This window comes from Flavobacterium sp. CHNK8 (genome assembly GCF_019774515.1).
GTDB lineage: Bacteria > Bacteroidota > Bacteroidia > Flavobacteriales > Flavobacteriaceae > Flavobacterium > Flavobacterium tiangeerense.
This window is the reverse complement of sequence record NZ_CP081492.1, coordinates 1,023,531-1,037,171: the sequence shown is the minus strand read 5'-3', so window position 1 is coordinate 1,037,171 and position 13,641 is coordinate 1,023,531. Positions and strand designations below refer to the sequence as shown.

The window sequence follows — 13,641 nt, the reverse complement described above, 5'->3', positions numbered from 1 at the left end:
TCAAACTAATTGACCCTTGCTTTTTAAATGAATGCAAGGGTCATTTTTAAATAAATCACATACTTTAATCCAATGTCTAAGATATAATTAGAACGGATAAGTAACTATTTTCATATTATGACTCTCTCTTTTTGGCGATTATCACATTTAGCTCTAGCTTTATTCTCGGCGTTGTTTTTAATATTAGCATCAGTTACAGGAGTGATTCTTGCTGTTGATGCTATTCAGGAAAAAACTCCACCTTACAAAGTTGCTAATTTTGATACCCTCACGTTAGACAAAACTATTACAGCAGTTAGAAACGTTTACCCAGAAATAACTTCGGTACGTGTAGATCACAATCAGTTTGTAATTTTAGAGGGAATAGACGGTCAAGATCAAGATATCAACGCATACATAGATCCTAAAACTGGGAAAATCCTTGGGAAACCCGAGAAAAAAAACGAATTTATCCTATGGACAACTGCCCTTCATAGGTCTTTATTTTTAAAAGAAACCGGAAGATTCATCGTTGGTTTTATCTCCTTCTTACTGGTTTTAATCAGTATTTCAGGATTAGCACTGCTGATCAAAAGACAACAAAGTTTCCGTGGTTTATTTTCAAAAATTGTCAAGGAAAACTTTGCGCAGTACTACCATATTGTTTTAGGAAGATGGTCTTTAATTCCGATTCTAATACTTGCCATTACAGGAACTTTTTTGACACTAGAGAAGTTCAATTTTTTTATGGATTCTGCTGAAACAGAAACTAAAAATACAACTACTATAACTCATACTCCAACAAAAAAAACAGCTCAATCCTTTTTTAAAAACACCTTACTGAGCGAAATTCAAAAAATTGAATTTCCGTTTTCTGATGATCCTGAGGAAAATTATATCATAACTTTAAGTGACAAAGAAATTGAAGTAAATCAAGTAACTGCAACGGTAGTGCGCGAAACACCTTTTCCATTACAAACGCTTATTTCTAGCTGGAGTCTTAATTTACACACAGGCAGAACTAGTGTTTTATGGGTATTAATACTGGGGTTTGCAAGTATCAACATATTGTTTTTTATCTATTCTGGGTTTGCCATGACACTCAAACGTAGATCAAGCAGAATAAAAAACAAATTCAAAAAAGACGAAAGCAACATCATTATTTTAGTAGGATCAGAGAATGGCAGCACACTCGTTTTTGCAAATGCGATTCAAAAACAACTTATTGCGGCAGGAAATAAAGTCTTTATAACGGAACTCAACTCATATCAAACCTATCCTCAAGCAGAACATATCTTAGTTTTTACTGCAACGCATGGCTTAGGTGATGCACCTGCAAATGCTGCTAAGTTTACATCACTAGTAAATCAAAACAGTCAAAACCAAAAGATAAATTTTTCAGTATTGGGTTTTGGATCTCGTGCTTATCCTGACTTTTGTGAATTTGCATCTACAGTTGATCGTATTTTAGAGGAGCAAGACTGGGCTGTACGATTACTCGATTTACAAACTGTTAATGACAAATCAGTTACTGAATTTATAGAATGGGTACGCTTGTGGAATGCCAAAACAGGAATCCCGCTGGCTACTACCCCATCTTTATACAATGCTGTACCAAAGGGATTAAAAAAACTTATTGTACTTGATAAAACAGAAGTCACTCCTAAAGACCAAACTTTTATTATGAATCTAGGATATGCCAAAAGAAACAAAATAAAATCAGGTGATTTGCTTGCCATTTATCCTGCAAACGACAATCAAGAACGACTGTACTCAATAGGTATACTACAAGACACTATGCAACTTGTAGTGAAATTACATCCGTATGGTTTGGGTTCTCGATATTTGTATCACTTAAAAAAAGGAGATGTCTTTGAGGGCAGAATATTACCTAATCCGTCCTTTTATTTTCCTGTACAGGCTACAAAAATTGCAATGATCTCAAATGGAACAGGAATTGCTCCGTTTTTAGGAATGGTTGACCAAAATAAAACAAAAGTCCCTACCTATTTATACTGTGGTTTTAGGAAAAAAACCGAAACCGTACAAGGGTATGAATTTTTCCTAAATGAAATGATAGAAAAAAAGAGGCTAACAGAATTTCATGTAGCGCTATCTCGTGAAGAAAATGCTATGTATGTCATGGATTTAATTCAGCGTGATGCTTCCTTTTTTATAGATTTACTAAGTTCTGGCGGAGTAGTCATGATTTGTGGTTCACTAGCCATGCAGCAAGATGTAGAACGTGTTTTAGATACTATTTGTCTTGCACATTCTGGAGTTGGAATTGCCTTCTATAAAAATAAAAATCAAATTCTGTCTGACTGCTATTAAAAAAAATACCTTGCTATACGCATGTGCTTTGCGTGAGTGATGGCAGTGGAGCTCTTTATAGAAAAGCCTTTTTTGGGGCTTTTCTATAAAAGCGGGAACGAACAGCACGACCCTCAGTTTCGTCCTTTGGAAAGAAACTGAGGGTCACGCCCTAACAAAATTAATAAGTAATGATTCCATTTCGTTTATTTTTATTGCTAGTAACCTTCTTATTAGGCCAAAACCTGGAGGCACAAGTTCTTAAAAAGAGAACCACATTATTGATGGGTGGTCGTTTTGACATTTCTATAGTGGCTCAAGATACTACAACAGCTGTGCAAAGTATTGATGAAGTTGTTGCTGAAATTACAAGAATAGAAAATTTGATTTCGGACTGGAGGCCTACTTCGCAGGTGTCAGCCGTGAATCAAAATGCGGGTATTAAAGCTGTAAAAGTAGATCATGAAGTTTTTGAACTTACGCAAAGAGCCATTCAATTATCAAAAGAAACACAGGGCAGGTTTGACATCAGTTTTGCGGCAATGGATCGAATTTGGAAATTTGATGGATCCATGACCGAAATGCCCACAGCAGAAGCTATTCAAAAATCAGTTGAAAAGGTGGGTTATGAAAATATCATTTTGGACAGTTTAGAGTCTACCATTTTCCTCAAAGTAAAAGGGATGAAAATAGGTTTTGGCGCTTTAGGCGAAGGATATGCAACCGATAAATGCCGAACCATAATGAAATCTAAAGGTATAATTGCTGGCATCATTAATGGATCTGGAGATATGAGTTTGTGGGGAAAACAGCCCAATGGAGAATCTTGGAAAATAGGTGTTACAAATCCATTTAATCCTGAAAAAGTCATGACTATTATCCCTATTTATTACGGTGCTATTACCACATCTGGAAGTTATGAAAAATTTGTAATTCTTGATGGCAAACGCTATTCTCATATTATAAACCCTTTGACGGGATACCCTGCAACGGGATTGTGTAGCGTAACAATTATAGGTCCAAATGCTGAAACAGCCAATGGATTAAGCACCTCTATTATGGTACTTGGTCAAAAGGATGGATTGCAGTTGTTAAAAAGATATCCGGACTATTCGGGTATTTTGATATTAGATACCGGAAAAACCGTTAAGACGAGTAATTTTAAAAAAATGAAAAAGAATTCATTTTTACAATTGAAGTAATACAGACATCTCGTTTTATGATTCTGGAAAATAAACTCATTAATACGCTTTCGAAAATCACTTTTGCAGATTGCCTTACCTCTTATTTTTAAGAAGCGTCATTTAGAAGTCAAATCTTGTCGATTTTGAAACCTTTTTTTACCACTTCAAGGGTGTAATTAAGACTCAAAAAGTTAAGTTAGACTTTTATTCTTTTACAAAAACTATTTTAATTCACTACAAATCAATGTGCTAAATTTTTATTAGTATTTTATTAATATTTAATCTAAATAAGCTTTGCAGTTTAAAAGATGGGTTTTATATTTGCAAAGTTATTTTTAATTATTCTAAATAAATACAAATGAAATATATTTTTTTACCCGTAGCTGCATTTTTTATGAGTCTTTCTAGTTTTTCGCAAACTGGACTAAACACTACAGAGACCAAAGAAATTGAAGCTTACATGGAAACTGCAGCAGACACTGTAAAAAATAAAAAAGGACAAATATTAAAAGAAGTTGTGGTTTCAAGCAACAAAGAGAAAAAAACAATATCTGCTTTGCGTTCTGGCTTAAAACCAATGGATACCCCACAAAGTTTACAAGTAATAGGATCTGAAATTATTAGTCAACAGCAATCTATTAGATTGAGTGATGTAATTAAAAACGCCAACGGTATTTATGTGGGTTCCGCAAGAGGTGGCGCACAGGAATCATTCTTCTCAAGAGGTTATGACATGTCAGGTAACAATATGTTTAAAAATGGGTTTAGATACAACGGGGGTTCTATTCCTGAGGTTTCTGGTTTAGAAAAAGTAGAATTTTTAAAAGGTGGATCGGCTTTATTATATGGAAATGTGGCTCCAGGAGGTATTTTGAACTTGGTAACAAAAACTCCAAAGTTTACAGCTGGTGGAGAATTATCCATGCAAATGGGAAGTTTTTCTTATTACAAACCATCAATAGATTTTTATGGTCCTTTGAGTAAAAGCATTGCTTATCGTGTGAATGCTTCTTACGAAAAATCAGAAAGCTTTAGAAACTTTGTAAAAAATGATAGAATTTATATTAATCCTTCGTTATTATTCTATATTTCTGATAAAACTCAAATCACCGTACAAGGTGATTATTTAAGCGCTGATTGGACACCTGATTTTGGGACAGGAATTGTTGGAAAAGAAATACTCAATACTCCCCGAAACATAAATTTTGGAGCCTTATGGTCAAGAGGAAATACAAAATCTTCTAGTGCATCTATTCTTGTAAATCATGCTATTAATGACGATTGGAAATTAGGTTTTAACACTTCTTTTCAATCCTACAATAGAACACAAAAATCAACAGCGCAATTATCTAATTTAGCATATACTACTACTAATGGTGTTCAACAAATAAACTGGAAAAGAGGTTTAACACAAGCTGATGCTGCGGAGAAGATTTTTGCAGATCAATTAAGCTTACAAGGTACTTTCACTACTGGGAAAATAAAACATCAATTGTTTACAGGTGTTGACTACGAAGACTCTTCGGCACCTAGTTATACTTTCGGATTTTTTGCTTCAGCAAAACCAGCAGACCTAATAACTACCGAAACAACTGCCATAAACTTGTTAAACTACAATTACAATACACAAAGTCTTGATGTACCATTTCCTAGCAGAGTAACACAACTTGCAAATACAAGTACACAACGCTTTGGAGTTTTTGCACAAGATTTAATTTCGATAAATGATTATTTTAAGGTTCTTGCGGGGATTAGATGGTCATGGCAGCAAAATGACGCCACTACCACTAGAGAAGTTATTGAACGTATCAATAATGTCAACACTATTACTACCACTTATGAAAATGCAAAACCTGTAACTTCTGGTAAAACAGTTAACAGAGCATTCTCTCCAAAAGCAGGTATAGTATTTCAACCCAATAAAGAGGTTTCTTTTTTTGCAAGTTATTCCAACTCATTTACACCAAATACAGGAACAACTGTTGACTTAAAACCACTTGATCCTTCAATTATTGATCAATACGAAGTGGGTATAAAAAAAGATTTTTGGAAAGGAATTTTAAGTACAAATGTTACTGTTTACCAAATAGAAAATAATAATCTTGCACAAACAGCTCAATTTGGTGCAGACGGTGTTACCCCAAATGTAGATACTAATAGACGCGAGTTAGTAGGAGCGACTAAAGGAAAGGGATTAGAAATTGATATTATTGCTAAACCTATAGAAGGATTGAACATTAATGCTGGATATAGTTTTAATGAAACTAAGATTTCAAAATCATCTGGTACCAGTGGTAGTTTTGTAGTAGGTGATTTATTTGTGAGAACTCCAAAAAATACGGCAAACTTAAGTTTCTTTTACAAAGTACCTTCTGGAAAATTAAAGGGATTCACAATAGGAGCTATGGGTAATTATATAGGAAATCGTTTAGGAGGATGGAACGACAGATACGTTTGGACAGAGGTTACTCCTGCTACAACACCAAAAACGTACACGGTAAAAATTGAAGACAGAGACATCCCATTAAAAGGATATATTACAGTTGATGCATCACTAGGTTATGAATGGAATAAAATTTCACTTTTGTGTAAACTTTCTAACATTACTAATGAATTGAATTATACAGTTCACGAAAATTACAGTACAAATCCAATTGCTCCTAGACAAATAATGGCAATTTTAAAGTATAAATTGTAATTCTGAATCTTAATTTCATTATAACCCGATAAAAAAACACCTCCAAAGCAATTGCTTTGGAGGTGTTTTTTTATTTTAATTTCTCTAGTCTATCCCATCTCTATACCTATACTGTCTAAAACATTTAATAAGGAAACGCTATAATCTGGTTCATATTTCTCAGTACCGCTTTGGTACCATTCTGCAATAATTCCTAGTTGATAAGAAGTATATCCTGAATCATCTATGGGTAATCCTAATAATCCCGCAATTAAAAAATCTTCTAAAACTTTTTCAGTAACAACTCTACTAGGAATTCCGTCTCTTATAAATCCATTCATTCGCTCATAATCAGACCTTCCTGCATTAAATCCTGCTATACAAGCATCGTTTTGCATGTTGCTATTGTATTCTAAAAAAGGATTTAGTCCAATAGCGTATCCTTTATTATAATCTTGCTTATAAGCAATACTAAATATTTTTCTCATGTATTTGTAAATGTGGTATTTATACAATTATCCTCCAAAATTACACACAAAAAACAGCAACTCAATTTAATATCGATTAAAGGATAAAATACTCTTTAAATAGCAGTCAGGATGTCTTTCATCGATGTTTTACAAGGATTTTAATTTAAAAATAATACTTAAAATAAAAAACCCATTTCAATTTGTCGTTGAAATGGGTTTGAAATAAATAAAATGTAAAAACTTATTGAAGTCCAGCTAAACTGTGTTCAATAGTTTCAATTTTTGATAGAGCATCCGCCTCTTTTTTTCGCTCGTTTTCGATTACCTCTGGTTTAGCATTGGCAACAAACTTTTCATTTGACAATTTTACTTGAACTGATTTCAAGAAACCTTTAATGTAGTTGAGTTCCTCTGTTAATTTTGCAATTTCGGCAGCTACATCAATATTTCCAGTGATTGGAATAAAATATTCGTTAGAATTCACACGGAAAGAAAGCGCTCCCTCTACTTTATCTGATACGTATTCTAAGTTTTTTATGTTTCCTAATTTAACAATAACACTGTCAAAATAAGTTGACGCATTTTCATTGTTTACGACTCTAAAGTCAATAGCATCCTTAAATGGTATGTTTTTATCTTTACGAATTGTTCTAATTCCTGAAATTACTTCTATAGTAGATTCGAAACTTGTAATTAATTGTGAATCAAAAGATGTTAATTCTGGCCAATTCGAAATTATTAAAGCTTCATCAGCCGTTCTCTCTGCTATTAAATGCCAAATTTCCTCGGTTAAGAAAGGCATAAAAGGATGCAATAATTTAAGGTTGTTTTCAAGCATTTCAATCGCTTTCGCAAAAGTTACGCTGTCAATAGGTTGTTGATACGCTGGTTTTATCATTTCTAAAAACCAAGAACAGAAGTCGTCCCAAACTAATTTGTAAATCCCCATCAAAGCATCTGAAATTCTGTATTTCTCAAAATTATCTTCAATGTCTACTAATGTTTGTTGCAATTTTGCTTGATACCATTCGATTGCCACTTTTGATGATTCTGGTTGGTCAATAGAATCTGAAACTTCCCAACCTTTTATGAGTTTGAAAGCATTCCAAATTTTATTGGTAAACGCTTTCCCTTGGTTACACAACTCTTCATCGAACATAATGTCATTTCCAGCAGAAGCACTCAAAAGCAACCCTACACGAACTCCATCGGCACCAAATTTTTCAATCAATTCTAAAGGCTCAGGAGAATTCCCTAAAGATTTAGACATTTTGCGTCTTTGTTTGTCCCGAACTAAACCAGTCAGATATACGTTCGTAAATGGCTTCTGTCCCGTGTATTCATACCCTGCAATAATCATTCGGGCTACCCAGAAAAACAAAATATCTGGACCTGTAACCAAATCATTCGTTGGATAATAATATTTAAAATCTTCACTTTCAGGATCCATAATTCCTCCAAAAACAGACATTGGCCAAAGCCAAGAAGAAAACCAAGTGTCTAATGCATCCACATCTTGTTTTAAATCTTTTGTTTCAAGTTTAAGGTTTAAAGTTTTCTCTCTTGCTAACTTTAAGGCATCATCAATATTCTCTGCAACTACAAAATCCTCTTTTCCATCACCATAAAAATAAGCAGGGATTTGTTGTCCCCACCACAATTGACGTGAAATATTCCAATCGCGAATGTTGTTTAGCCAATGTGCATAGGTATTATTGAAACGAGCTGGATGCAATTTAATGTCACCATCCTCAAGCACTGATTTGATTGCTGGTTTAACTAATTCTTCCATTTTTAAGAACCACTGATCAGACAATCGTGGTTCGATAACGGCTTTGGTTCTTTCCGAAGTTCCTACTTTATTAAGATGCGTTTCTGTTTTTGCTAAAGCACCTATTGTTTGCAATTCTATAGCAATAGCCTCACGAACCGCAAAACGATCTTGCCCTTGATAGTGTAATCCAAAACTATTTAAGGTTGCATCCTCATTAAAAATATCTATAATCTCCAGATTGTGCTTTTCTCCCAAGGTTTTGTCATTCATATCGTGAGCAGGAGTCACTTTTAAACAACCTGTTCCAAATTCGATATCAACATACTCATCTTCAATGATTGGAATTACTCTTCCGCAAATAGGAACAATTGCTTTTTTCCCCTTCAAATGAGCAAACCGCTCATCGTTAGGATTGATACAAATTGCAGTATCTCCAAAAATAGTTTCGGGACGTGTTGTAGCAATTGTTAGAAAATCTTCAGTCCCTTCAATTTTATATTTAAGAAAAAAGAGTTTTCCTTGTTGTTCTTCATAAATAACTTCTTCATCAGACAAAGTTGTTTTAGCTTCAGGATCCCAGTTTACCATTCGATATCCACGATAAATCAAACCCTTGTTGTATAAATCAACAAAAGATTTAATTACTGATGCAGACATATCTGGATCCATAGTAAATTTAGTTCTTTCCCAATCACATGAAGCACCAAGCTTTTTTAATTGATCCAGAATTACACCACCATATTTATCTGTCCATTCCCACGCATGCGATAAGAATTCCTCACGAGTCAAATCATTTTTATTTATCCCTTCTGCTTTCAACTTGGCTACAACCTTCGCCTCTGTTGCTATAGATGCGTGATCTGTACCAGGAACCCAACATGCATTAAATCCTTTAAGACGTGCTCTTCTTATCAATACATCCTGAATGGTGTTGTTAAGCATATGACCCATGTGCAAAACTCCCGTTACATTTGGTGGTGGAATTACTATGGTATATGGCGTTCTATGATCGGGTTCAGAATGGAAATAATTATTTTTCATCCAGTAATCATACCACTTATTTTCAATGGTTTTAGCGTCAAATCGTGCAGGAATAGTCATTTTATTTAGAGTTTTAAGACAGTTGAACATTCCAAAAAATGCAGCTGTAGTCTTTGGTCTGATATTTGTATTTATATATAGTGAACAAAAGTAAATAATTAAGTAGACTATAAAAAGAGAAATAAAATTTTGTTCTATAATTATAAACACGGTATATTTACCTAACCCAATCAAGAACTACAATGAAAAAAACTATTACACTATTGACATTAATTCTATTTTCAAGTATCGGCTTTGCCCAAAACGGACCCAAAATTGATTTTGAAGCTCCTGACAATACCATTGACTACGGAAAAGTTAAAAACACAGAAAATGGAGTTCGGGATTTTATTTTTACAAATACCGGAAACGCTCCATTGATAATTACAAATGTGTTATCTACCTGCGGATGTACTGTTCCAACCAAACCAAACGAGCCAATAATGCCGGGAAAAACTGGAAAAATAAGTGTAAAATACAACATGGCTCCAGGTCCTATTAGAAAAACAATAACTGTTGAATCTAATGCCGTCAATTATGAAGGAGGTAGAATTGCTCTAAAAATAAAAGGTGAAGTCATTACAAACTAATTCTTTATTTCTCTGGATGATAAACTACAAAATGTCATCCAGTTGAAATTGAAATTTTAGGGGTACATTATTGCGCTCCACCTCCAAAGAAATCCACTTGCTATATTCTGATTTTAACATTGTATTAATATCTTGCAAAGACATATCAAAAGGATTGTTTTTATTAATTTTAATTATCACATCGCCACTTTTTAATCCAGACTTTGCTGCTGCTGAATTTTTTCTAACATGCGCTATTTGGTAAATTGGTTTGAGCTGAAACTTATATTTAAAATCATTAGGATAAACTGCAACTCCTCCTGCTCCTTTATTATAACCAAAGTTTGACGGTACGGTTTCCATTTTCACTGTTTCTTGAACCCACTCAAGACCGTTGTGTTCAATCTCAATACCACTTTTATTATAACTGAATGCACTTTTGTAATATCTGTTTTTTCTTAAAAAAAGTTTTTGGTTAGTATAGTCAAAAACTACTTTAAATCGACGCATAATTTCGCCACCTACAGATCCCATTCTGTCTTGGACCATAGACACATTTTTAGTAGAAATGCTATCAGGAAATGCTGCAATAGGGCCATCAAATTGAAACGATCCCAACTCAAAACGAGCTATCCGAGCTTTTTTACCTTCAATATCGCCGCTAAAACCCCTTCCTAGAAAGTCATCAAAATTCTTAGACGGAATTTGGAAATCATTCCTATTGTTTTTAAACAGCCATACAGCGTCACTATTACCAATGTCTATCAATAATTTTACAGGAATCAAAGTACTTGAAATACTCACATTCCCATTTATGTAAGGTTTGGATTTTTCTATGACAATAGATATAACCGTTGCTTTTTTTGACACTTTTGCTCGGTTTTCTTTATTGTCTTTATAAACTATAATTTGCTTGTTTTGGTAATCAATTTCAATGAGATTATTTCTAAAAAATTGATATCCAATAATTCCATTGACTGGAATACCCACATGAGAGGAAAAATTAAATTCAGGATCTAATACAATATATAACAAATGACTTTTATTAATTAGATTTCCAAAAACAAGAGTGTTATTAGTTGATTTTAATCCTTCAACTGCCTTTTGACTACCCAAACCTCTTAAAGTAATTTTCTCTGTATTTAGAAAACGGAACTCTTTTTTATCTTCCAGGCTAAAAAGAATAGTTTCAGCAACACCGGTATCCAATAAAAAATTAAGTTCTATTCCGTTCACTTTTATAGGAACAAAAACTAAATTATTAATCAACTGAAAAGGAACTACCGTTTTAGTCGCTTTACCTTGAAACTGAAAACCATTTTGAGAATAAGCTAGGAATGTTAAACACAAAAAAAAGAAAAGTAAAATTTGTTTCATTATTTTTATTTGTCATAAAATTAATGAATTAATAATTTAAAAAGAAAGATTTAACAATTGATAAACCTTTTTATTGCATTTACTTTCGAAAAAAAATCGCAATTTTGTACATCAATAATTCAAAATTATGCCAACTATATCGAACAAAGGCAAACAAATGCCTGAATCACCAATACGTAAATTGGTCCCATTCTCTGAAATTGCAAAAAAGAAAGGTCATAAAGTATACCACTTGAACATTGGACAACCGGACATAAAAACTCCTGAAGTTGCAATGCAAGCTGTAAAAAATATTGACTTAACCATCTTAGAATACAGTCATTCTGCTGGAAATGAATCGTATCGTAAAAAATTATCACATTATTATACTCAGCAAGGTATTGATGTATCTACAGAAAATATCATCATTACCACTGGAGGTTCTGAGGCATTGCTATTTGCAATGGGAAGTACCATGGATCAAGGGGATGAAATTATTATCCCTGAACCTTTTTATGCTAATTACAATGGTTTTTCAACTGCTTCAGGTGTTACCGTTGTTCCAGTAATATCAAATATCGAAAACGGTTTTGCATTACCTGCCATAGCCGACTTTGAAAAATTAATTACACCAAAAACAAAGGCAATTTTAATTTGTAATCCTGGAAATCCAACAGGTTATTTATACTCAAAAGAAGAAATTTTGCAACTGGCAGAACTTGTAAAAAAGCATGATTTATTCTTAATATCTGATGAAGTTTACCGCGAGTTTACATATGATGGTGATGTACATTATTCTGTAATGAGTATTCCTGGACTTGAGGAGCACGCCATAATGATTGATTCTGTATCAAAACGTTACAGTATGTGTGGCGCAAGAATAGGCTGTATCACATCAAAAAACAAAGAAGTGATGGAAGCGGCTATGAAATTTGCACAAGCACGTTTGAGTCCTCCCACTATTGAACAAATTGCTAGCGAAGCAGCTCTAGACACACCACAATCTTATTTTGACGAAGTTATATCAGAATATAGAGAAAGACGTGATACCCTAATTGAAGAATTAAACAAAATAGATGGTGTTGTGATTAGCAAGCCAAAAGGTGCTTTTTACTGTATCGCACAATTGCCAATAGATAACGCTGATGCTTTTGCACAGTGGTTACTAGAAAGTTTTGATTTGAATGGAGAAACTGTAATGGTTGCACCAGCTGCTGGTTTTTACTCAACTCCAGGAATGGGACTAAATCAAGTTAGAATAGCGTATGTCTTAAAGAAAGAAGATTTAATAAAAGCAGTTGCCATTTTAAAAGCTGCAATTCCTGCTTACAACGCGTTATAAAAAAATTTTATCTATAAAAAGAAAGGCAAATCTACAGTAGATTTGCCTTTCTTTTTTTTAGAATAAAACAGTAAAAAACAAATGGCAAAGCCATAAAGTACTCTTAAATAGTAAGCGTCATTGAAAAACTTTGTTATTTATTATTATCTTTACCGCTTGAATAAATATTCCCACTATAATAGTTTCTTTTAATGATAAAAAACGAAGAATTTCAAGACGAAATAGGTGACAATCACATGAGTTTGTCCGCAAATAATCCAATTAGAAAAGATGCATTTGACATCTCTGACGATGATAAAATTGAAAAAATAAAAAAAGATGTTGAAAACATACTCCTTACTTTAGGAATGGATTTAACGGATGATAGTCTTAAAGGAACACCAAATAGAGTAGCAAAAATGTTTGTGAAAGAAATTTTTGGTGGATTAAATCCTAATAGAAAACCAAAAGCATCTACGTTCGACAACAATTACAAATATGGAGAAATGTTGGTGGAGAAGAATATTATCGTGTATTCTACTTGTGAACATCATTTATTACCAATAATAGGTAGAGCTCATGTAGCCTATATCTCAAACGGAACAGTTATTGGTTTATCCAAAATGAATCGTATCGTAGAATATTATGCAAAAAGACCTCAAGTTCAAGAGCGTTTAACCATGCAAATTGTGCAAGAATTACAGGTAGCGCTTGGAACTGAAGATGTAGCTTGTGTGATAGATGCAAAACACCTTTGCGTAAACTCTAGAGGTATTAGTGATATTGAAAGCAGTACTGTAACATCCGAATTTGGAGGAAAATTCAAAGATGCAGTTACTAGAAGAGAGTTCTTAGACTACATTAAATTAGAAACCAAATTCTAAAACTGTACTCACTTATTCAAGAATAAATATCAAA

Annotated in this window: 9 protein-coding genes; 6 read left to right on the top strand and 3 right to left on the bottom strand. The window is 33.4% G+C overall.

The window, feature by feature from the left end; translation table 11 throughout:
- The first annotated feature begins 117 nt into the window (after nucleotides 1-117).
- The 3 genes from K5V07_RS04485 (at nucleotide 118) to K5V07_RS04475 (ending at nucleotide 6,174) form a co-directional block, all read left to right on the top strand.
- On the top strand, nucleotides 118-2,313 hold the full coding sequence (locus tag K5V07_RS04485) for a PepSY domain-containing protein (protein ID WP_221916555.1): 2,196 nt from the start codon (nucleotides 118-120) through the stop codon (nucleotides 2,311-2,313).
- Nucleotides 2,314-2,483: 170 nt separating this feature from the next.
- Entirely contained in the window at nucleotides 2,484-3,494 is a 1,011-nt protein-coding gene (locus tag K5V07_RS04480) for an FAD:protein FMN transferase (protein ID WP_255577652.1), read from the top strand.
- A 340-nt stretch (nucleotides 3,495-3,834) separates the two neighbouring features.
- Nucleotides 3,835-6,174, top strand: a complete 2,340-nt coding sequence (locus K5V07_RS04475) for a TonB-dependent siderophore receptor (RefSeq protein ID WP_221916554.1) — start codon at nucleotides 3,835-3,837, stop codon at nucleotides 6,172-6,174.
- 89 nt (nucleotides 6,175-6,263) lie between these two features.
- On the opposite strand, the gene K5V07_RS04470 is transcribed toward K5V07_RS04475, so the two are convergent.
- Nucleotides 6,264-6,641: a hypothetical protein gene (locus K5V07_RS04470; RefSeq protein ID WP_221916553.1), complete on the bottom strand. Its 378-nt coding sequence runs from the start codon at nucleotides 6,639-6,641 to the stop codon at nucleotides 6,264-6,266.
- Nucleotides 6,642-6,864: 223 nt separating this feature from the next.
- A complete protein-coding gene (locus K5V07_RS04465) occupies nucleotides 6,865-9,498 on the bottom strand; it encodes a valine--tRNA ligase (RefSeq protein ID WP_221916552.1) in 2,634 nt (877 codons plus the stop codon).
- 182 nt (nucleotides 9,499-9,680) lie between these two features.
- Between K5V07_RS04465 and K5V07_RS04460 the strand changes: the two genes are divergently transcribed.
- A complete protein-coding gene (locus tag K5V07_RS04460; RefSeq protein ID WP_182648563.1) occupies nucleotides 9,681-10,067 on the top strand; it encodes a DUF1573 domain-containing protein in 387 nt (128 codons plus the stop codon).
- A gap of 24 nt (nucleotides 10,068-10,091) precedes the next feature.
- On the opposite strand, the gene K5V07_RS04455 is transcribed toward K5V07_RS04460, so the two are convergent.
- Nucleotides 10,092-11,423, bottom strand: a complete 1,332-nt coding sequence (locus K5V07_RS04455; RefSeq protein WP_370632447.1) for an aspartyl protease family protein — start codon at nucleotides 11,421-11,423, stop codon at nucleotides 10,092-10,094.
- 127 nt (nucleotides 11,424-11,550) lie between these two features.
- Between K5V07_RS04455 and K5V07_RS04450 the strand changes: the two genes are divergently transcribed.
- Nucleotides 11,551-12,744, top strand: coding sequence for a pyridoxal phosphate-dependent aminotransferase (locus K5V07_RS04450; protein ID WP_221916551.1), 1,194 nt, complete (start codon nucleotides 11,551-11,553; stop codon nucleotides 12,742-12,744).
- A 191-nt stretch (nucleotides 12,745-12,935) separates the two neighbouring features.
- The gene (gene folE / locus K5V07_RS04445; RefSeq protein ID WP_221916550.1) at nucleotides 12,936-13,607 is read left to right on the top strand and encodes a GTP cyclohydrolase I FolE; all 672 of its coding nucleotides are present in this window, start codon (nucleotides 12,936-12,938) and stop codon (nucleotides 13,605-13,607) included.
- The last annotated feature ends 34 nt before the right edge of the window (nucleotides 13,608-13,641 follow it).